The organism is Pandoraea thiooxydans (assembly GCF_001931675.1).
Lineage (GTDB): Bacteria > Pseudomonadota > Gammaproteobacteria > Burkholderiales > Burkholderiaceae > Pandoraea > Pandoraea thiooxydans.
In genome coordinates, this window is sequence record NZ_CP014839.1 from 3864545 (window position 1) to 3885430 (window position 20886).

Annotated in this window: 20 protein-coding genes; 6 read left to right on the plus strand and 14 right to left on the minus strand. The window is 65.9% G+C overall.

Annotation, left to right across the window (positions count from 1 at the left end; translation table 11 throughout):
- Position 1: 1 nt before the first annotated feature.
- From PATSB16_RS17830 to PATSB16_RS17840, 3 genes are all read right to left on the minus strand, one after another.
- Positions 2-1291 carry an MFS transporter gene (locus tag PATSB16_RS17830; RefSeq protein ID WP_047215386.1) on the minus strand — a complete coding sequence of 430 codons (1290 nt, stop codon included), beginning with the start codon at positions 1289-1291 and terminating at the stop codon, positions 2-4.
- Between the two features lie 122 nt (positions 1292-1413).
- Entirely contained in the window at positions 1414-1839 is a 426-nt protein-coding gene (locus tag PATSB16_RS17835; RefSeq protein ID WP_047215387.1) for a cupin domain-containing protein, read from the minus strand.
- A 44-nt stretch (positions 1840-1883) separates the two neighbouring features.
- Entirely contained in the window at positions 1884-2567 is a 684-nt protein-coding gene (locus tag PATSB16_RS17840; RefSeq protein WP_047215388.1) for a haloacid dehalogenase type II, read from the minus strand.
- A 184-nt stretch (positions 2568-2751) separates the two neighbouring features.
- On the opposite strand from PATSB16_RS17840, the gene PATSB16_RS17845 reads away from it, so the two are divergent.
- Positions 2752-3648: a LysR family transcriptional regulator gene (locus PATSB16_RS17845; RefSeq protein ID WP_047215389.1), complete on the plus strand. Its 897-nt coding sequence runs from the start codon at positions 2752-2754 to the stop codon at positions 3646-3648.
- A gap of 34 nt (positions 3649-3682) precedes the next feature.
- Here PATSB16_RS17845 and PATSB16_RS17850 read toward each other — a convergent pair whose 3' ends face one another.
- The 6 genes from PATSB16_RS17850 to PATSB16_RS17875 form a co-directional block, all read right to left on the minus strand.
- The gene (locus PATSB16_RS17850; RefSeq protein ID WP_047215390.1) at positions 3683-4213 is read right to left on the minus strand and encodes a TIGR00645 family protein; all 531 of its coding nucleotides are present in this window, start codon (positions 4211-4213) and stop codon (positions 3683-3685) included.
- A 64-nt stretch (positions 4214-4277) separates the two neighbouring features.
- Positions 4278-6107: a glutamine--fructose-6-phosphate transaminase (isomerizing) gene (gene glmS / locus PATSB16_RS17855; RefSeq protein ID WP_047215391.1), complete on the minus strand. Its 1830-nt coding sequence runs from the start codon at positions 6105-6107 to the stop codon at positions 4278-4280.
- A 45-nt stretch (positions 6108-6152) separates the two neighbouring features.
- Positions 6153-7511, minus strand: a complete 1359-nt coding sequence (glmU, locus tag PATSB16_RS17860) for a bifunctional UDP-N-acetylglucosamine diphosphorylase/glucosamine-1-phosphate N-acetyltransferase GlmU (protein ID WP_047215392.1) — start codon at positions 7509-7511, stop codon at positions 6153-6155.
- A 44-nt stretch (positions 7512-7555) separates the two neighbouring features.
- Positions 7556-8497, minus strand: coding sequence for a tRNA 2-thiocytidine(32) synthetase TtcA (gene ttcA / locus PATSB16_RS17865; RefSeq protein WP_047215393.1), 942 nt, complete (start codon positions 8495-8497; stop codon positions 7556-7558).
- Between the two features lie 2 nt (positions 8498-8499).
- Complete coding sequence (locus PATSB16_RS17870) at positions 8500-8895, minus strand: dihydroneopterin aldolase (protein WP_047215394.1); 396 nt, start codon at positions 8893-8895, stop codon at positions 8500-8502.
- A 13-nt stretch (positions 8896-8908) separates the two neighbouring features.
- A complete protein-coding gene (locus tag PATSB16_RS17875; RefSeq protein WP_047215395.1) occupies positions 8909-9730 on the minus strand; it encodes an SDR family oxidoreductase in 822 nt (273 codons plus the stop codon).
- A gap of 69 nt (positions 9731-9799) precedes the next feature.
- Here PATSB16_RS17875 and PATSB16_RS17880 point away from each other — a divergent pair, with 69 nt between their 5' ends.
- From PATSB16_RS17880 to PATSB16_RS17900, 5 genes are all read left to right on the plus strand, one after another.
- A complete protein-coding gene (locus PATSB16_RS17880) occupies positions 9800-10978 on the plus strand; it encodes a class I SAM-dependent methyltransferase (RefSeq protein WP_047215396.1) in 1179 nt (392 codons plus the stop codon).
- A 4-nt stretch (positions 10979-10982) separates the two neighbouring features.
- On the plus strand, positions 10983-11177 hold the full coding sequence (locus PATSB16_RS17885) for a DUF2905 domain-containing protein (RefSeq protein WP_047215397.1): 195 nt from the start codon (positions 10983-10985) through the stop codon (positions 11175-11177).
- 135 nt (positions 11178-11312) lie between these two features.
- Complete coding sequence (locus PATSB16_RS17890) at positions 11313-12218, plus strand: MurR/RpiR family transcriptional regulator (protein WP_047215398.1); 906 nt, start codon at positions 11313-11315, stop codon at positions 12216-12218.
- Positions 12219-12248: 30 nt separating this feature from the next.
- The gene (locus PATSB16_RS17895) at positions 12249-13577 is read left to right on the plus strand and encodes an aspartate aminotransferase family protein (protein ID WP_047215399.1); all 1329 of its coding nucleotides are present in this window, start codon (positions 12249-12251) and stop codon (positions 13575-13577) included.
- A 7-nt stretch (positions 13578-13584) separates the two neighbouring features.
- The gene (locus PATSB16_RS17900) at positions 13585-14445 is read left to right on the plus strand and encodes a beta-keto acid cleavage family enzyme (protein ID WP_047215400.1); all 861 of its coding nucleotides are present in this window, start codon (positions 13585-13587) and stop codon (positions 14443-14445) included.
- Between the two features lie 67 nt (positions 14446-14512).
- Here the strand turns inward: PATSB16_RS17900 and PATSB16_RS17905 are convergent, their stop codons facing one another.
- The 5 genes from PATSB16_RS17905 to PATSB16_RS17925 form a co-directional block, all read right to left on the minus strand.
- Entirely contained in the window at positions 14513-15667 is a 1155-nt protein-coding gene (locus PATSB16_RS17905; protein ID WP_052892744.1) for an OpgC family protein, read from the minus strand.
- A gap of 94 nt (positions 15668-15761) precedes the next feature.
- The gene (locus PATSB16_RS17910; RefSeq protein ID WP_047215401.1) at positions 15762-17015 is read right to left on the minus strand and encodes a multifunctional CCA addition/repair protein; all 1254 of its coding nucleotides are present in this window, start codon (positions 17013-17015) and stop codon (positions 15762-15764) included.
- Entirely contained in the window at positions 17012-17656 is a 645-nt protein-coding gene (locus tag PATSB16_RS17915; RefSeq protein WP_047215402.1) for a glutathione S-transferase family protein, read from the minus strand. The genes PATSB16_RS17910 and PATSB16_RS17915 overlap by 4 nt, the downstream gene beginning before the upstream one ends.
- Before the next feature lie 131 nt (positions 17657-17787).
- Positions 17788-18744, minus strand: coding sequence for a complex I NDUFA9 subunit family protein (locus tag PATSB16_RS17920; protein ID WP_047215403.1), 957 nt, complete (start codon positions 18742-18744; stop codon positions 17788-17790).
- An 88-nt stretch (positions 18745-18832) separates the two neighbouring features.
- Positions 18833-20821, minus strand: coding sequence for a lytic transglycosylase domain-containing protein (locus tag PATSB16_RS17925; RefSeq protein ID WP_047215404.1), 1989 nt, complete (start codon positions 20819-20821; stop codon positions 18833-18835).
- Positions 20822-20886 lie beyond the last annotated feature (65 nt).

Genomic DNA, 20886 nt, shown 5'->3' on the forward strand with positions numbered 1-20886 from the left:
CTCAAATCGCCGGCGCCACGAATGGACGATCCGGCCGCACCAGCAATACGGCGGCGGCGCCAAGCACGAGAATCGTGATGGCGGCGGCAAACGGGATATTCCAATTGCCCGTCAGGTCGATCAGCCAGCCGAATACGATGGGCGAGGTGATGCCCGCCAGCGCAACGCCGATGATGATGTAGGCGCTGCCCAGGCCGGCGAACTCCCGGGTCATGTCCATCGGCACCGCGTACATCGGCGCGATGGTGAGCTCCAGAAAGAACATCGCGCAGGCCAGGCACGCCACTGCGGCCTCGAGGCTGGGCTTGAATGCCAACGGTGTGAGCGCCAGCGCGCAGCCGATGAGTGAGCCCGCCACGACGCTGCAGCGCGCTGCCCGGCTGTTTTTGGTGCGCCTGAGCAGATGGTCGGACAGCATGCCGCCCACGGTGTTGCCGACCATGCCCGTCAACAGCGGGATGCTCGAGAGCAGTGCCGAGGACTTGAGATTGACGTGATACGAGTTCATGAAATAAAGCGGCAACCACGAGACAAAGATCCAGTAGGTCCAGCCGTAGGCGAACATCACCATGGTCACCGGCAGCATGCGCTTGGTCAGCGCCCATAGCGGCGTGGGACCCATCGGGCGCGGCACGCGGGGCGTCGCGCCGGCATACGTCTTGTGTTGGCCCGGGGCGCACTCGGGGTCGTCGCGAAACTGCAGCCACCATGCCGCGCTCCACGCCAGCACCACCGCACCGCACACGACGAACGACAGACGCCAGTTGGTGGCCACGATCAGCCAGGCGACCAGCGGCGGCGCCAGCGCCGCGCCCAGGCGCGAGGCGCTGTGCGTAATGCCCTGGATATAACCGAATTTCTCCGCCGGGTACCAATGGCGCATGGCTTGCGTGGCAGCGGGAAACGCAGGGCCTTCGCCGGCGCCGACCAGCATGCGAATGAGAAACAGGCTGACGGCCCCCGCGGCGAGCGACATGGCCATGGTGGATACGCCCAGCAATACGGCGCAGCCCATCAGCACGATGCGCGCGCCATAGCGGCGCGCCGCCCAGCCGCCGAACAGGACGGTCAGCAGATAGGCCCAGGAAAAGCCCGTGAACGCCACGCCCAATTGCGCATTCGACAGACCGAACTCGAGCTTGATGGCCCGGGCGGCGGCCGACAAATTGACCCTGTCGAGATACATCAGTGCATAGATGATGCATAACAGAAAAGTGACGCGCGACCTGGCTGATACGGTCACGCCGCCGGCCACGCCCGGGCGCACCTGCAGCGGTTGAATCTCGTCCATGTTGTCTCCTCGCTCGCATCGCCCCTGGCTGAGCCGGGGGCTGCGAGCTTATCTTTTTGTCGATGCCGGCTGGAATCGGTCATGCCCGGCAACCCGGTGGCGCCGGGTGCAGGCAAACCGGTTCAGCGCTTGTTTCTCGGATCGTCCGCCGGGTCGCAATAGGCAAACCCGCTGGGGCCGTGCCCAGTGACCTGCATGATGACCTCGCCCTGCCTGGTCCACGAAAAATGCGGCATGTCCTTTGGCATGTTGTAGAAGCTGCCGGGTGGCAATTCAATGAGCTTTTCCGGATCGAATTTGTCGCCGACCCCCGAATACATGGTGCCCGAGATGACCGTGTAGGTTCTGTCGTCGGGATGCGTATGAGCAGGCTGCTGCGCATGGGCCGGCAGCTTGAAGCGGGCCACGTAGAACCCGGTCTTCTTGACATTGCCGATCAGGTTCGCCGACTGGACGCCGTCAGGCGCCTCGGGGTTGACCAGGAACTTGACGTCGACCGGACGTATCTTGGTCGACGCCTCCCAGTTGCAAAGCGGACACTCACACATACTCGACTCCTTTCTTGATGGGTTGGACAGCAACGGTTACAGGCTCAGACATGGGCGCCGCGCCATAGGTCGGCGAGGCCTTCGAGGGATGCCACCTCGCGGCGCTCGCCGGCGAATGGATATTCGGCCGGCAGTCCTTTGCGATTGACCCAGACGACACGAAAGCCGTAATGGGCCGCTCCCGCGGCATCCCACGGGTTGCACGATTGAAAGCTGATCTGGTGAGCACTCACGGCAAGCCGGCGCGGCACGAGGTCATACACGCTCGCGTGCGGCTTGAAGATGCCGACCTCATCGACCGACATCACCCGATCGATCAAGCCGGACAAGCCGGCCGAGCGCACCGCGCTGTTCACCATCTCGCTCGTGCCGTTCGACAGGATGACCGCTTGTGCGCCGCACGCCTTGAGCGAGCGCAGCATCTGCGGCACCTCAGGAAAGGCCTCCAGTTCGAGGTAGGCCGACAGCAGGTCGGCGCGCAGCGTGTCGTCCACGATGCCGAAGCGCTGCATCGAATAATCCAGCGCCAGTTGCGTCAGCGCCCAAAAATCGGTTTTGTGGCCCATCAGGCTGCTGGTCCACGAATACTCCACTTGCCGGGCGCGCCACAGCTCCGAGAACTCGGCCGCGGCCGGGCCGATGCGCGCGGCGTGCCGAGCCACCGCCGAGTGCACGTCGAAAAGCGTGCCGTAAGCATCGAAGACGTAGGTACTGATGGTTGAACTCATGTCGATTCACAAATTAGGTTGATGTTCGCCGGCCTCATAAGCACACCGGCAAGGATGCGCGGCAGGCGCCGGCGCGCCTCGAATCCCGAGGCAGTGGCGTTGTGCGTTGAGGCACAAGCAAAGAATAGGCGGGCGTGATATATATAACAAATTGAAATATTCAATTCATTGATTGAAAATCAATATGAATATCACGTTCAGGCAATTGCGCGCATTTCTGGCGGTGGCCAACTTGGGCGGCTTCACGCGAGCGGCGGATCGCATCGGCCTGTCGCAGTCCGCGACGAGCATCACCGTGCGAGAACTGGAAGATGAGCTGGGCGTGCGTCTGCTCGATCGCACCACGCGTCAAGTCAGGCTGACCGACGCCGGCGCCATGCTGGCCGCCACCGGCACCCGCCTGATGAGCGAACTGGATGCCTGCCTGCACGAGATTCACGACATCGGGGCACAACGCAAGGGCCGTGTGCTCGTTGCCTGCGTGCCATCGGTTGCCAGCTCGTTGATGCCCGCCTGGCTACTGGCGGCACAGCAGCGTCTGCCGAATGTGCAGGTCGTGCTCTACGACGACTCGGCGACCGAGGTCATTCGTCGCGTCCAGCTGGGGGAAATCGAAATCGGCATTGCGGGGGGCGTCGAGCCCGCGCCGGGCCTGCACTATTGCGCGCTACGCTCCGATCCGATGCATCTGGTGTGCCCGCGCGATCATCCGCTCGCACGCAAGCGCATGGTTCGGTGGACCGATCTGGCGGGACAAAAAGTGGTGATGCTGGGCAGCACCTCCGGCAGCCACGAGATGATTCGCCAGCATTTGGAAAAACAGAAGATCGCCGTGGAAATCGTGCTGGAGCTCGCGCAACCGAACTCTGTGCTGAGCATGGTCGATGCGGGCATGGGCCTGTCGATCATGCCATCGCTGGCAGCCTCTTCCAAACAGCACCCGAATCTCGTGGCCAAACGGCTGGGGCCGCCGGAGTTGCGCCGGGCCATCATTGCCATGCGGCGCGAGGACCGTTCGCTATCGCCCGCCGCGCAAGCCTTGTGGGATCTGATTCAGGAGCTGGCCATCGAACCCGACTGAGGCCGCGCCCCCCCCGGTACGCGATCGGCCGTCGTCAATGCTTCTCGGCCTTGCCTGCCACCCAATCCATCAGCGCGAACAGCAGACCCGAGCCGACGAATGTTACGTGCAGGATCACCAGCCAGCGGATGCGCGTTTCGTCGATCGCCATGCCCGGTTCAGCGATTTTCATGAAAGCGCGCAGCAGGGAAATTGCCGAGATCGCCACGATCGAGCCGATCAGCTTCATCTTCAGGCCCGAGAAGTCGAGCGTGCCCATCCACGTCGGACGATCTTCGCTGTCGCCGGTATCGATCTTCGAGACGAAGTTTTCGTAACCGGAAAACATCACGATCATCACCAGATTGCTTGCCAGCGAGAGATCGATCAGCGTGAGCACGGCCAGGATGATTTCCTCCGGGCTCGCCGTCAGAATATGCGGGACGACGTGCACCAGATCGCCGACGAATGCGACGAGCAGCATCAGCAGCGACAGCACCAGTCCGAGATAGAACGGCACCAGCAGCCAGCGTGAGTTGAACAGGACACTTTCCAGCCATTGTTCCCAGCGGTGTCGGTGGTGCATATCGTTATCCGTTTCTTATTGCTCTGATCGCCGCGGTACCCCGCTGCTCCCCGTTACTTGATCGTCACTCCACCGTCACCGACTTCGCCAGGTTGCGCGGTTTGTCGACATCGGTGCCGCGCGCGCAGGCGGTATGGTAGGCCAGCAGCTGCAGCGGCACGACGTGCAGGATCGGCGAGAGCGGGCCGTAGTGCTCGGGCATGCGGATGACATGGATGCCGTCGCCATTGCCGATGTGGGTGTCGGCGTCGGCGAATACGTAGAGCTGGCCGCCGCGCGCGCGCACTTCCTGCATGTTGGACTTGAGCTTTTCGACCAGCGTATCGTTGGGCGCCACCGTGACCACCGGCATGGCTTCTGTGACCAGCGCCAGCGGGCCATGCTTGAGTTCGCCGGCCGGATAGGCCTCGGCGTGGATGTACGAGATTTCCTTGAGCTTGAGCGCGCCTTCGAGCGCGATCGGGTAGTGCAGCCCGCGGCCGAGGAACAGCGCGTTGTCCTTGCGGGCGAATTCGTCGGCCCAGGCGATGATTTGCGGCTCCAGCGCCAGCACGCTGTTGAGCGCGGCCGGCAGGTGGCGCAGCCGCGTCAGATAGTTTTCTTCCTGCGCCGCGTCGAGATGGCCGCGCAGCTTGGCCAGCGTGAGCGTGAGCAGGAACAGCGCCGCCAGTTGCGTGGTGAAGGCCTTGGTCGAAGCCACGCCGATTTCGGTGCCGGCGCGCGTCAGGTAGTGCAGCGCGGTTTGCCGCACCATCGCGCTGGTGGCCACGTTGCACACGGCCAAGGTGTGTTGGTGTCCGAGCGACTGCGCATGCTGCAGCGCGGCCATGGTGTCGGCGGTTTCGCCCGATTGCGAGATCACCACCACCAGCGCGTTGGGGTTGGGCACGCTATCACGGTAGCGGTATTCGCTGGCGACTTCGACCTGCGTGGGAATCCGGGCGATCGATTCGAGCCAGTACTTGGCCGTCAGCCCGGAGTAGTAGCTGGTGCCGCAGGCGAGAATCAGCAGCGAGTCGACCCGCCCGAGGGTGTCGGCCGCTTTCGCGCCGAACAGCTCCGGCGTGATCGCTGCCACGCCCTCCATGGTGTCGGCGATGGCACGCGGTTGCTCGAAGATTTCCTTTTGCATGTAATGGCGGTACGGGCCGAGATCGACCGCGCCGCTGTAGGCGGTCACGGTGCGCACTTCGCGCTGGGCCGGGGCGTCGTCGCGATCGACGATATTCACGCCGTCCAGGGTCAGCTCGGCGACGTCGCCTTCTTCGAGGTAGATGAACTGGTCGGTCGTGCCCGCCAGCGCAAGCGCGTCGGAGGCGAGGAAGTTCTCGCCGTTGCCGAGCCCGACCACCAGCGGCGAGCCGGCGCGCGCGCCGACCACGTGATGCGGCTCCTGCTTGCGGAACACGGCAATCGCGTACGCGCCGTGCAGACGCTTGGTGGCCAGGCGCACCGCCTTGAAGAGGTCGCCCGCGGCGTGGTTCTTGAGCAGCAGATGTACCAGGTGGGCGATCACCTCGGTGTCGGTCTGCGAGACGAACTCGTAACCCTGGCCGCGCAGTTCCTCGCGCAGCGCCTCGTGGTTCTCGATGATGCCGTTATGCACCAGCGCGATTTCGTCGCATGAAAAAATCGGGTGCGCGTTGACGGTCACGGGCGCGCCGTGCGTGGCCCAGCGGGTATGCGCGATGGCCGTCTCGCCGCCCAGCCCGCTCTGCTCGACTTGCGCGGCCAGGTCGGCCACGCGCGCCACGCTGCGCGCGCGTTCGAGCCGATCGCCGGCCAGCGCGGCGACGCCGCACGAATCGTAACCGCGGTATTCGAGGCGCCGCAGGCCCTCGACCAGAATCGATACGACGTTACGCTGCGCCACTGCGCCGACAATGCCACACATGATTTGTCCTTTAAGTGTTCTCGGTAAGCCGCTTGCCCGGCAGCATCATTGCTTCTTGGCCGGGCGCGTGTAATCGGCCCGGGTGACCTGCCGCTTTTCGTTCAGGACCAGCGCGCCCGCCTCGACGTTCTGCCACACCGTCGTGCCAGCCGCGATGGTCGCGCCCTTGCCTACCGTGACGGGCGCCACCAGTTGGGTATCCGAACCAATGAATACGTCGTCTTCGATGACCGTGCGATGCTTGTTGGCGCCATCGTAATTGCAGGTGATGGTGCCAGCGCCCACATTCACGCGCGCGCCGACCGTCGAGTCGCCCACATAGGCCAGATGGTTGGCCTTCGCGCCGGCGGCCAGCGTGCTGTTCTTGACTTCGACGAAGTTGCCGATGTGCACGTCGTCGGCCAGCGCCGCGCCCGGACGCAGACGGGCATACGGCCCGATGCGTGCCTGCGCGCCGATGCGCGCGCCGTCGAGATGGCTGAACGCTTCGACCTGCGTGCCCGCGCCGATCTCGCTGTCGCGGATCACGCAATGCGGACCGATCGCCACGCCGTCGGCCAGGCTGACCTGCCCCTCGAACACGCAGCCGACGTCGATCGTCACGTCGTTGCCGCAGGTGAGCGTGCCGCGCACGTCGAGCCGCGCCGGGTCGAGCACCGTCACGCCGGCGTCGGTCAGCATCAATGCCACGTTGCGCTGATGAATGCGCTCGAGCTCGGCCAGTTGCGTCTTGCTGTTCACGCCCAGGGTTTCCCACGCGGCGTCCGGCTGCGCGGTGACCACCTCCATGCCGTCGGCGACAGCACGCTCGACCACGTCGGTCAGATAGTATTCGCCCTGCGCGTTGCTGTTGGACAATGTGCCAAGCCACGCCTTGAGCCGGCGCGTCGGAGCCACGATGATGCCGGTGTTGATCTCGCGAATCGCCAATTGCTCCGGAGTGGCGTCTTTCTGCTCGACGATGCGCTGCACGCGCCCGGCGGCGTCGCGCACGATGCGTCCGTAGCCGCTCGGGTCGTCGAGCGAGACGGTCAGCACGCCGAGCTTGCCGTCGCCGGCGGCCTGCACCAGTTGCCGCAGGGTTTGCGCACGCGTGAGCGGCACATCGCCATACAGCACCAGCGTCGGCACCGAGTCATCGAGCTGCGCGGCGGCCTGCTGCACCGCATGTCCGGTGCCGAGCTGTTCGGCCTGCTCGGCAAAAAGAATGTCGGCCGCGCCCAGCACCTCGCGCACGCGGCCGGCGCCGTGACCGATCACCACCACCAGCCGGCCCGGCGACAGCGCGCGCGCGGTGTCGATCACGTGCCCGAGCAGCGGCCGGCCGGCCAGCGGATGCAGCACCTTGGGCAGCGAGGAGCGCATGCGCTTGCCGAGCCCCGCGGCGAGAATGACGATATTCATGGCAATCCCCGAATCACGATGAAGAATAATTGTAGTCAGAACGGTCAGTCGTCGAAGTGAACAAATGTAACCGCAGTTTCTGACGTCCCTGTGGCGCCACACGCCTCGTCGGGCGCTTCATCGAATGCAATGTCGCCGTTCGGGTCGGCGCGGCCGGTGGCGCGCAGCCCTTTGAAGTCATGCAACTGCGGATCCATCAGGTGCGACGGCACGACATTGCCCAGCGCGTTGAAGATCGACTCGATGCGCCCGGGGAACCTGCGCTCCCAGTCGCGGATCATCGCCTTCATTTCGGCGCGCTTGAGATTGGGCTGGCTGCCGCACAGGTTGCACGGGATGATCGGGAACGCCTTGAACTCCGCGTAGTGCTCCAGATCGCGCTCCTTCACGTAGGCCAGCGGGCGAATCACGATGTGGCGGCCATCGTCCGATTGCAGCTTGGGCGGCATGCCCTTGAATTTGCCGCCGTAGAACATGTTCAGGAACAGCGTCTCGAGGATGTCGTCGCGGTGGTGGCCCAGCGCGATCCTGGTCGCGCCGAGCTCGCCCGCCACACGGTACAGAATGCCGCGCCGCAGCCGCGAGCACAGCGAGCAGGTGGTCTTGCCCTCGGGCACCAGGCGCTTGACGATGCTGTAGGTATCCTGCGTTTCGATGTGAAACGGCACGCCCAGGCCGCTCAGGTAATCGGGCAGTACGTGCGCGGGAAAGCCAGGCTGCTTCTGGTCGAGATTGACGGCCACCAGATCGAAGTGGATCGGCGCGCGCTCGCGCAGCTTGAGCAGGATGTCGAGCAGCGCATAGCTGTCCTTGCCGCCGGACAGGCATACCATGACCTTGTCGCCGTCTTCGATCATGTTGTAGTCGCCGATCGCCTTGCCGACCAGGCGCGCCAGCCGCTTCTCGAGCTTGTTGTTCTCGAAGGCGAGCTTTTGCGCCGCCTTGGTGTCCGGCGCGCTCGCCGGGTCATGCATGACCGCGCTCATGCTCAGGCATCCTTGATGAGAAACACTTCAATGCCGACCGATTCGCAATCCGGATACACATCGGGCTTTTCGGTCGAGACCCGTACCGCGCGCACGCGGGGGTGCGCCAGCATGATTTTGGCGACGTCGTCGCACAGCGTTTCCTGCAGGTGGATATGGCCCTGGGCGACGCGGTTGGCGATGGTCTCGCGCATGAAGTCGTAATCGACGACTTCGTCGAGCTTGTCCTGCTGCGGCGTCGATTGCGCCAGCGGAACGAACAATTCGACGTTGATCAGCACGCGCTGCTCGCCGCGTTTTTCGAACTCGTGCACGCCGATATTGATGTTCACCTCATAGTCGCGCAAAAACATGCGGCGGCAATCGGCGAGGCGGGAGTGAAACAGGGCGCTATACATGGTGGGGGTTCTCTTATGGGGATTCGATCGCGAACATCACGTCGCGCAGCGAGGGTTGCAGGTGCTGGCCGCCGTCGACCATCAGCACCGTGCCGGTCACGGCCGGCGCCTGTGCCAGATAAGCCACCGCCTGGGCGATGTCGTCCGGCGTGGAAGAGCGGCCCAGCGGCGTTTGCCGGTGAGCCACGGCGAAGTTCTCGGCGCTCTGGCTGCCCGAGACCAGCGTGATGCCCGGCGCCACCCCCACCACCCGCAGCTTCGGCGCGAAGGCCTGGGCCAGCGCTACCGTCGCGGCCTGCAGGGCGGCTTTCGACAGGGTGTACGACAGATAGTCGGGATTCATGTTGACCAGTTTCTGGTCGAGCAGGTTGATGATCACCGCGCGGCCGTCGTCAGGCAGCGCCCGGTGCAGTTCGCGGGCCAGCACCAGCGGGGCGCCGGTGTTGATCGCGGCATGCCGCGCCAGTGCCGCGTAGCCGAAGGTCTCGGGTGTGTCATAGGCGAACAGCGAGGCGTTGTTGACCACGCAATCGGGCAGCCCCAGCGCCTGCCGGCAGCGCTCGATCAGGCCGGCGGCGGCGGCCTCGTCGGCCAGATCGGCGGGCAGCACCGCGGCGCGGCGCCCCAGCGCCTCGATCTCGCCGGCCACCGCCCTCGCCTCGTCCAGCGAGGCGCCGCAATGCACGGCGATGTCCCAGCCGCCACGCGCCAGGGCGAGCGCGATGCTGCGCCCGATGCGCCGCGCCGCGCCCGTCACCAGGGCGATGCGCGGCCCGGCACCGGCTTGCGCCAGCTCGGCCGGCAAGGGGGTCAGGGGGGAAGAAGAATCAGTCATGTGCTTTACTTGCGCCCATCAGGCACCACATCGCGCACCGCGCCCGAGCCACTCCGCTACAATGCCGGGATGAATCAGGCCGCACCAAAACCCCCTAGTTTACCCGTTCCGGAGCCCGTCGCGCTGGAACATTCGCGCCAATTGTCGCGCCACATCGCGTCGGCCATCGCCGCCGCGCACGGCTGGGTGCCGTTCGATCGCTATATGGCGCTGGCGCTCTACGCGCCCGGCCTGGGCTATTACAGCGCCGGCGCGGCCAAGTTCGGCAAGCTGGCCAGCGACGGCAGCGATTTCGTCACCGCGCCGGAGCTCACGCCGCTGTTCGCCCGCACGCTGGCGCGCCAGGCCGCCGAGGTTTTCGAGGCCAGCGGCGCGGCGCACATCCTGGAGTTCGGCGCCGGCTCCGGGCGTCTGGCCGCCGACCTCCTGCTCGAACTCGAGGCGCTCGGCCGGCCCTGCGCCCAATACGCGATCCTGGAATTGTCGGGCGAGCTGCGCGAGCGGCAACGCGCGACGCTGAGCGCCGCCGCGCCGCACCTGGTCGATCGCGTGATCTGGCTGGACGCCCTGCCGGCCGCTTTCAGCGGCCTGATGATCGGCAACGAAGTGCTCGACGCGATGCCGGTACGCCTGCACGTGCGGCGCGATGGGCAATGGCTGGAGCGCGGCGTGACGGTGCGCGACGGCAGCTTCGCTTTCGTCGACCAGGCCGGCGCGACGCCCGCCGCGCTGCGCGATCTGGCGCCGGACGACGGCTATGTGACCGAGAGCCACGAGGCGGCCCAGGCGTTCGTGCGCAGCGTCGCGCCGGTATTGGCGCGCGGCGCGCTGCTGTTGATCGACTATGGCTTTCCGGCACGCGAGTACTACCACCCGCAGCGAGCGCAAGGCACGCTGATGTGCCACTACCGGCACCATGCGCACGACGACCCGTTCTACTACCCGGGCCTGCAGGACATCACCGCGCACGTCGAATTCACCGGCATTGCCGAGGCCGGGATCGAGGCCGGCCTCGAGTTGCTCGGCTTTACCTCGCAGGCGCGCTTTCTGCTCAACGGCGGCCTGCTCGACCTGGTAGGCACGCTCGACGCGACCGACCCGCTGACCTACCTGCCCGCCGTCAACGGCGTGCAGAAGTTGCTCTCGGAAGCGGAAATGGGCGAGCTGTTCAAGGTCATCGGCTTCGCCAAACAGATCGACGGCACGCTCTCCGGTTTCGCCGGCGGCGACCGCTCACATACGCTGTAACGCCATGTTCCGCTGGATGTTTACCGTCTTCGTGGCCGTCACGATCCTGTCGTCGGCCCAGCCCTGGCTGAGCCGCCTGGGCGTCGGCCGCCTGCCGGGCGACCTGCGCCTGCGCTGGCGCGGCAAGGAATACGTCTTTCCGTTTGCCTCGACGGTGGTGCTCTCGTTGCTGGGCATGCTGTTGATGCGCTTTCTGTAAATTCCCACGCGACGCCGTCACAAACCCGCGCAGCGGCTCAAATAAGCCCGGCTCTTGGGTTAACCCCAGACGACTCAATTGTTTCAATTTCAATATTATGAAACAATTGAGTCAATTCCGATGCTCGCCCCTGTGATGAATTACGACCAGTTGATCGCGCTGCTGCGCGACAAAGCCGCCACGCTGTCGCCCCAGTTGCGCCGCGCCGCGATGGCGCTCGAGGCGCATCGGGACGATGTCGCGCTATTGTCGATGCGCGAACTGGCCAGGCAGTGCGAGCTGCCGCCCGCCACCTTCTCCCGCCTGGCCCGCACGCTGGGCTTCGACGACTTCGCGGCATTGCGCGCGATTTGCGTCGAACAGGTGCGAGCCCAGGCCGACGGCTTTGCGCAGCGCGCCAGCACGCTTGCGCCGGGCGATGCCGCTACACCCGACGAGGTCGAGCCGGCTGGCGACATGCGCCGCATCGGTCAGGCCATCGCCACTCATCTCGATGCGGCATTCTCGGCCGACCATGCGCCGTCGCTCGAGCGGGCCGCCCAGGTGCTGCATGGGGCCCGCCGCGTGGTGCTGCTGGGCGCGCGCAGTTGCCTGGCGCTGACGCACTTCCTGGGCTACGCGACGCATTTGTTCGACGACAAGGTGATCGTGTCGTATGGCGCCGGGAATACGATGGCCGATCCGCTGCGCTTTGTCGAAGCGGGTGACGCAGTGCTGGCCGTGACCTTCGACCCTTACACGCGAGAAATCATCGAGAGCATGGCCTATGCGCGAGCGCGCGGCGCCACGCTGATTTTTCTGACCGACAGCGCCCTGGCGCCCGGTGCCGACGCAGCCGACGTCGTGCTGCTCGCGCCGGTGGCGATTCCATCGTTCTTTCATTCACTGGCCGCGCCGCTGGCATTGCTCGACGCGCTTGTGCTGCGCTGGTTCCGGCTGGCCGGCCCGGCCGCGCTCGAGCGGCTGGCGCAGACCGATACGCAACTGCGGCAGGCGCGCGCCTACGTGCGCGCGCCCCGGCGTGGTGCGCTCAGTGACTGACATGGCCGCACACTCCCCCGGAACCCCGACATGACGCATGTATTTCATCGCAACCCGCGCCTGCCGCTGCCGACGGCCATCGGCGGCGAGGGTATCTATCTGATCGACAGCGAGGGCAAGCGCTATCTCGATGCCTCGGGCGGCGCCGCGGTGTCGTGCCTGGGGCACGGCCATGCGCGCGTCATCGCGGCGATCCAGCGCCAGGCACAGTCGCTGGCCTATGCGCACACCTCGTTCTTCACCAGCGAGCCGGCCGAGGCGCTTGCCACGCGCCTGGTACAAAGCGCGCCGGCCGGACTCAATCACGTGTACTTCGTCTCGGGCGGCTCGGAAGCCATCGAAGCCGCGCTGAAGCTGGCGCGCCAGTATTTCATGGAGATCGGCGCGCCGCAACGGCAGTATTTCATCGCGCGGCGCCAGAGCTACCACGGCAATACGCTGGGCGCACTGGCCATCGGCGGCAACGCCTGGCGGCGCGAACCATTCCTGCCGATCCTCGTGCCCGCGCACCATGTATCACCCTGCTACGCTTACCGCGACCAGTTGCCCGGCGAGACCGAGCAGCAGTACGCGCAACGGCTGGCCGACGAGCTGGAAGCGAAGATCGTCGAGCTGGGCGCCGAGCGCGTGGCGGCGTTCGTGGCCGAGACAGTGGTCGGCGCAACGGCCGGCGCGGTCCCGCCCGTGGCGCAATACCTGCAGAAGATTCGGGCCGTGTGCGACAAATACGGCGTGCTGCTGATTCTCGACGAAGTCATGTCGGGCATGGGGCGCACCGGTCATTTGTTCGCCTGCAACGAAGACGGCGTGGTGCCGGACATTCTCGCCATCGCCAAGGGACTCGGCGCCGGCTATCAGCCGATCGGCGCGACGCTCGCGCACGACAGGGTGTATGACGCGATCGTCGGCGGATCGGGTTTTTTCCAGCATGGTCACACCTATCTCGGGCACGCGACCGCTTGCGCGGCCGCGCTTGAAGTGCAGAACGTCATCGCCGAAGAGAAGCTGCTCGATAACGTGCTGGCGCGCGGCGAACAACTGCGCTCGCAATTGCACGGGCGCTTCGCCGAGCATCCGCATATCGGCGACGTGCGCGGACGGGGCCTGTTCGTCGGCGTGGAGCTGGTGGCCGAGCGCGCCAGCAAGGCGCCGTTCGACCCGGCGCGCCGGCTGCATGCCAGGATCAAGCGCGAGGCGATGCGCCTGGGCATGCTGACCTACCCGATGGGCGGCACCATCGACGGCGTGCGCGGCGACCACGTGCTGCTGGCGCCACCGTTCATTTGCGACGCTGCCGCCATCGAACAGATCGTCGAGCGCCTGGCGCTCGCCATCGACGCTGCCTTAACCCTTGAATGAGACTGCCATGACCAGCACAGCCACCCCGCCCCTGCCCGAGCGCGCCCCCATCGCCGTGGCCAGCGCCCCCAACGGCGCGCGCAAGACCCACGCCGACCACCCGGCGCTGCCGATCACGCCCGACGAACTCGCGGCCACCGCGCGCGCCTGCCTGGACGCCGGCGCGGCGATGCTGCATCTGCATGTGCGACACGCCGACGGCACCCATAGCCTGGAAGCGGCCGACTATCTGCCAGCCATCGAGCGGGTGCGTCAGGCGGTCGGCCAGCGGCTGGTGCTGCAGGTGACGACCGAGGCGGTCGGCCGTTATACGCCGGCCCAGCAAATGGCCGTGGTGCGGGAACTGCGGCCCGAGGCAGTGTCGGCCGCGCTACGCGAGCTGGTGCCCGATGCCGCGCATGAGAGCGAGGCCGCCGCATTCTTCGGCTGGCTGGCGGCCGAGCACATCGTGCCGCAATACATCCTCTACGACGCGGCCGATGTCGGCCGCTACTTCGATTTGCGCCAGCGCGGCCTGATTCCCCCCGGCGGCCATTGGGTGCTGTTCGTGCTGGGACGCTACAGCGCGGGCCAAACCTCGTCGCCCGACGACCTGCTGCCGTTCCTGCACGCCTGGCACGCCGAGGCCGCGCTCAGCGCCGGCGTGCGCTGGGCGGTTTGCGCGTTTGGCGCGCGCGAGGCCGAATGCGCGCTGGCCGCGGCGCTGCTCGGCGGTCATGCGCGGCTCGGTTTCGAAAACAATATGCTGCTGGCCCAGGGTGAGTTGGCGCCGGATAACGCGGCTCTGATCCGTCAATTCGCCAGCGCCGCCGGCGTGCTGCACCGGCCGCTTGCCGATGCCGAGCAATTGCGCAGCTGGTTCGCCTGAACCCCGCGTCAAGGCGACGCTAAACGCCAAGGCCGGCCACGGCGGACGGCCTGTTCAATGGCAAGCGTCATGCCGACGCACGTGAGCGCCGAGCCTGGCCAAGCGACTCGCCACGCGGCTGGCGCCAGGGTTGACGGCCAAACCATGCCGCACCGCTGGCCCACACCCACAGCAGCGCAACGCCGCCGCCATTGACCAGCAGATTCGGCAGCACACCCATGCCGAGACGGTCGAACACGATGCCGCCGATGAACGACATCATCACGCCCAGCACAAACACCGGCAGCGAGTGCTGGCCGATCAGCACGATCTGGCGCGCCGGGCGCGAGGCCGGGAAAGACGGCACCAGCCTCAGCAGCGCCACCACGACGTAGGCCTGCGCGAAGAAATACAGCAGGCGCAACACGCCCAGGTCGGTCTTGCGGGCCAGCACCGCCAGCATGTCGCGCGCATCGGCCAGCAGTCCGGGATGAAGCGGCCAGCGCATCGCGAACACCAGCCACGATCCCAGCGCAAGCACTGCCGCGGCCAGCGCCAGGCGCCTGACGGTAACCCGCGGTATGGCGAACCAACCAGCCCCGAAACCGTAACCGATCACGAACAGAATCTGCCAGGCGAACGGATCGAAGAACCATGGCCGGCCGGTGGTCGGGTCCGCCACCGGGTTCCAGCGGTTGGCGGTGCCGACCACATACAGGGCGACCGACAGTGCGATGACCAGTCTGGGCGAGAGCCGCGCGCACAGCACCATCAGCGGCACGCCGGCCAGAAAAAACATGTAGAGCGGCAGGATATCGAACAGATTGGGCAAATATCCCAGCGACAGCAGCTTGACCAGCGAGGTGCCGGGGTCGGCCAGCACTTGGGTCAGATTGAGGCTGGCCACATAACGCCCGCCGCCGAAGTGCTGGTCGGCCGCCACCGCAATGGCAAACACCGCGACGAACAGGCCGATATGCGCGCGATACAACTGCCAGACGCGCTGCGCCACGCGGCCCAGGCCGGCAAACCAGCCGGCCCGCTCGAAACTGCGGCCGAAGGCCAGCGCCGACGACACGCCGGCCAGAAAAATAAAGGTTTCCGCCGAGTCGCTCAGGCCGAACATGCGTGGCGTGAAATTGCCGAGCAGATTGTTGGGCGTATGGTCGATGAAAATGATGACAAGCGCCAGACCACGAAAAAAATCGATCCGCAGGTCGCGCGAGGAGGGAGACTGATTCATGATGACTCTCCTGCTACGCCAAGACGCGTAGAAATGGAGGCACAGAATACTCTGAAATCAAATCGTCCGTAATGTCCCAGATCACACCTTGCCGCTATGGCGCAGCGGACGGCCCGCCTGCCCCGAGCGCCGCATCCACCGCCTCGATGCGGGCAGCCTGCACGGCCTCGCGGATTGCACCGGGCTGGCTGCAGGCTTGCGCCACGGCGCCGGCATCGACGCTTTGCGCGGCAGCCAGCGCCGCCAGCAGGCGCTCTGCCTGCGGGTAGGGCGAATCCACCATGCCCAGCCGGCCGCGGGCGTCGGACTCGCATGCCTGCAGGATTTCCCTGAAGCGCGCCGGCTTGCGCAGCGCGTCGCAGCGCTCGAGCAGGCGCACCAGCGGCGCCGCGCCGAATTCGCCACAGCGATGAATGTTGCCGTGCTCGCGCGCGACCACCAGGGCCAGGTCACGGCTGTCATTCGGCACGCGCAGGCGATTGCACAGCGGTCCCAGCAGCTCGACGCTGCGGCCCTCGTGTCCGAGGTGGCGCGGCAGGATATCGGCCGGCGTGGTGCCCTTGCCGAGATCGTGCGTGAGCGCGGCGAATCGGACCGGCAGGCTGTAGTCTTGCGAGGCCGCGTAATCGACCACCATCATGATGTGCAGGCCGGTGTCGATTTCCGGGTGGTAATCGGCGCGCTGCGGCACGCCCCACAGGCGATTGACCTCGGGCAGCACGGGCGCGAGCGCACCGCACTCGCGCAGCACCGCGAACATGCGCGACGGCCGATGCTCCATCAGGCCGCGTGCGAGCTCCTGCCAGACGCGCTCAGGCACCAGCGCGTCGACCTCGCCGTTGCCGACCATCTCGCGCATCAGTCCGAGCGTGGTCGGCGCCACCGAGAAGGTATGAAAACGCGCGGCAAAACGGGCACACCGCAGAATCCGCACCGGATCCTCGGCGAATGCCGCACCAACGTGACGGAATACACCCATGTGCAAGTCGTTGCGCCCACCATAAGGATCTATCACCTGGGCGTCGATGGTGCCATCGGGCAACACCTCGCGCGCCATTGCATTGATGGTGAAGTCCCGCCGTGCGAGGTCTTCTTCCAGCGTGACGTCGGGCGCGTAATGGAAGTCGAAGCCGTGATAGCCGCGCGCGGTCTTGCGCTCGGTGCGGGCCAGCGCGTATTCGGCGTGCGTGAGCGGATGCAGGAAGACCGGAAAATCGCGGCCCACCGGACGGAACCCGCGCGCCACCATTTCTTCGGGTGTGGCGCCCACCACCACGAAATCGCGATCCTTGACCGTCAGGCCAAGCAGCTCATCGCGCACCGCGCCGCCCACTTCGTAGATTTTCATGAATGGCTGTCGTACTTGGAAATCGCCTCGGTTTCCTGGCGGGCCGCCCTCACCCAGTCCTGCACGGCAGGCAACTGGTCGAGGTGTTCGCCATAGGCTTGCGCGGCGGCGGACAGCGGCGGACGGTAGGTGTTGAAGCGCATGACCACCGGTGCATACATCGCATCGGCAATCGTGAACTCGCCGAACAGGAACGGGCCGCGATAGCGCGTCAGGCAGTCTTCCCAAAGCGCGACGATGCGCTCGATGTCGGCCGCCACGCCGGGCGTCAGGCCCTTGCCGGCGAAATCGGCGCGGATGTTCATCCACATATGAGTGCGCAACTCGCCAAACCCGGAGTGCATCTCGGCACTCACGCTGCGGGCATGGGCGCGTGCGACGGTATCGCGCGGCCACAACGGCAATGCCGGATATTTCTCGGCGAGGTATTCGCAGATCGCCAGAGAGTCCCATACCGTCACGTCGCCGTCGATCAGGCCAGGCACACGGCCCGAGGGCGAGTAGCGCACGATGTTGTCGTGCGAATCGGGCCGGTCGAGCAAAACCCTGACCTCCTCGAATGGAATGCCGAAATGCTTAAGCACCAGCCACGGCCGCATCGACCAGGACGAATAGTTTTTGTTGGCAATCACCAGTTTCACGCGAACTCCATTGAGCAAAGTTGAGAATCGAGGCCGGCCTGCGCCGGGGGAGGCCGCCCCCGGTCAATGCCGCGCGGCTGGGTTCATGCACGAGCGGCGCGGCATTGGCGCCGCGCACGTTCGTCAGGTCGTCAACGACCGGCGTGAGTACGATAGACGGATAGACGCTCCTGAAAAAGCTGGCCGCGCAGATAGTCAATGGCGCTATCGAGATGGCGCGGCATCAGCCCCAACTCCGCAGCGATGGGGCCGCCGAGCACGTTGTCCACGCGCATCGAGTCGAGGTTGTCGCGGGTGAGGAGCGGTCCGCCCGGCGCGTGTTCGAGCACGGCCGCCTGCAAGCGGCCCAGGCCGTCCGGCAGCGCAATGATCGGGCGCGGATGGCCGCTGGCAAGACCCGCGATCCGCACCAGTTCGGCCAGCGTATAGACTTGCGGGCCGCCCAGCTCGTAGGTATGGCCCACCGTCTCGGCCAGCGGCAGCGCGTTGACGAAGGCCTGCGCCACATCGGCGACGTGAATCGGCTGGAAGCGCGCGCCGGCGCATGCCAGGGGCACACACGGCAGATGCCGCTGCATGCGCGCGAACATGGTGAGGAAACTGTCGCCGGGGCCGAATACCACAGACGGGCGAAACACGGTGACCGCCAGTCCGGGACGCGAGCGCACCGCCGCTTCGCCGTCCCCCTTGGAGCGCAGGTACATGCTGGGGCCATTGGGGTCGGCGCCCAGCGCGCTCATGTGCAGCAGGCGCCGGATACCGGCCGCTTCGCAGGCCGCTGCGATGGCGCCCGGCAAGGCCACGTGCGCGGCGGCGAATTCCGGGCCGTAGGGCGTGCCGCGCCGGCCGTGCAGGATGCCGACCAGATTGATCGCCGCATCGCAGCCGCGCAGTGCGCGCGCCAGGCCGTCGGGCTGATTCACATTACATTCGATCAGCTCGACGCCCGGCAACATGGCGAGCGCCTTGGCCGCCTCGGCGCGCCGCGTCGGCACCCTGACGCGGTAACCCTGCTCGATAAGCTTATTGACGAGGCTGGCCCCGATGAACCCGGACCCGCCGATGACGCAAATTCCCGTATATCGCATCATTCGCTCCGTGCAATGTAAGACTCCGGTCACGCCCCGGCGACAAGCGCGCACGCAGAAACGCTATCGAAATGCAGCGAAGCGGTTCTTACTGCGGGAAGACGGTCCCCAGCCGCGCCTTGAGCGACTGCGGCTTGCCGCTGATCAGGGCAGCATAGTAAGTCGTGTTCGACAAAACGTTCTCCACATAGATGCGCGTCTCGTTGAACGGAATCGTCTCGGCGAAGATGGCCCCCTCGACCGGCCGTGTCAGCGTGGCTCGCCAATTGAGCGGCCGCCTGGGGCCGGCGTTGTAGCCAGCCGATGCCAGCACCGCCGAGCCGTCGAATTGATTGTAGATCATCGACAGGTAATTTGTACCCAGCAGCAGATTCGTATTGATGTCGTGAATCGCCGAGGGGTTGTAGTCGATGCCGATTTTGCGGGCAACCAGTCGGGCGGTGCCCGGCATCAGTTGCATCAACCCCGAGGCGCCGACGGTTGAACTGGCATTGATGATGAAGCGCGACTCCTGGCGGATCAGCCCATAAGCCCAGGCCGGGTCGAGGTCGACCGCCGCGGCATTGCGCTCCATCGCACTGCGAAACGGCATCAGGTAGCGCAGCGTGAAATCCTGCTCGGTGCGGGTGCGGTCGGCGGTGTTGACCGCGCGATCGTACAGCTCGATGCTCTTGGCGTATTCGGCCGCCGCGAGCAGTTGGCTGTCATCCATGCGGCGCAGTTCCCAATTCCACTCGCGGTTGCCTTCCAGGCGCAAATTCAGCGCATAGAGCTTTTCCGCGCGCAGAAAACCGGGCACGTTGCGCATCGCATCGACTTCGGCCGGCGTGACGGTGGTGCGCGGCGGAATCGTGATCTTGCCGCCCAGCGCCTCGAGCGCCAATTGCCCGTAGAAGTTGTACTGATTGCTGATGCGCTCGAATTGCTTGCGCGCCGCCTCGGGTTGGCCCGTCGCGCTCAGGGCGCGGCCGTACCAATAAATCCAGACCGAATCGCCGCGCAGCTCCGGGGCCAACTGCTCGATGGCGCTGCGCACCGCCGTCCAGTCGCCCGCGCGCAGGGCCGCGCGCACCTTCCATTGCTGGGCCGGGAACGACAGGCGCACGTCGCCGCTGCGGCGATACCAGTCCAGCGCCTGCGGATCCAATTCCAGCGCCGCCTGATAGCCGATCTCGCCCCAGCCCGCCTGCCGCTCCTGCGGCGACAGATAGGCGGAAATCTCGCCAAGCGAGGCCGAAGCCAGCGCAGGGCTGTTGCGCGCCATGCGGGTAATGGCCAGCAGCGCCAGTTGCCGCGATGCGTCGGTATCCTGGATGCCGCGCGCGAGCAACTGGGTGGGCCGATTCGCCGCCATATCGAGCAGCGCGTCGTCGGGCCGCTGGTCGCCCAGCGCGTCGGCGATCTGCTTGCCCAGCGTCACGTAATTGCTCTCGTAGGCCTGGCGAATCTGGAACCAGACGTCGTCAGGCGTGAGCTGCTTCATCTGCGCGAGCATGTTGATCATGTCGACGCAGCCTTCGCCGAAGTAGCGCGGATGCACCAGCAGGTCGCGCGCCAGGACACCCACCTGCTCGCCACGGCTGGCGCGCGACATCAGCGCATAGCACTTGACCTGGGTATCGTCGTTGAGCACGAACTTGGCATACTGGGCGTCGAAGGTTTTCCAGTCGTGCCGCTTGCCCAGCACCAGCAGCCAGTCGTTGCGCAGGCGGTCGGCGATCGCCCGGCCGCGATATTTGCTCAGGAAGGCGCGGATGACGTCGTCGGGCGCGTCGACCAGCGCCTTGCCCTGCGAGTCGAACATCTGCGGCCGGATCTGGAAATATTCGACGTAGGAGGGAATCGGGTAATTGGGGAGCTGCGAGGCCAATTCGGCCGCGCGCGCCGCATCGTTATCGAGCGCCGCATTGCGCAGCGCGACGAAAATCTCATCGGGGGTTTGCGGGATTGCCGTGTGCCGCTCGAGCCGGGCGTGACGGAAGTGGCTTGCCGCGCCGGTGGTGGTGCAGGCCACCAGACTGGCGGCTGTCAAAAAGGCCGCAACTACGCGATATACTCGGGTCAAACGCTTTGACATTATTAACAACTGCGGCAAGGACAGGATGGCAGCTAGCATAGCACGGGACCCCATCGGCGAGGGGT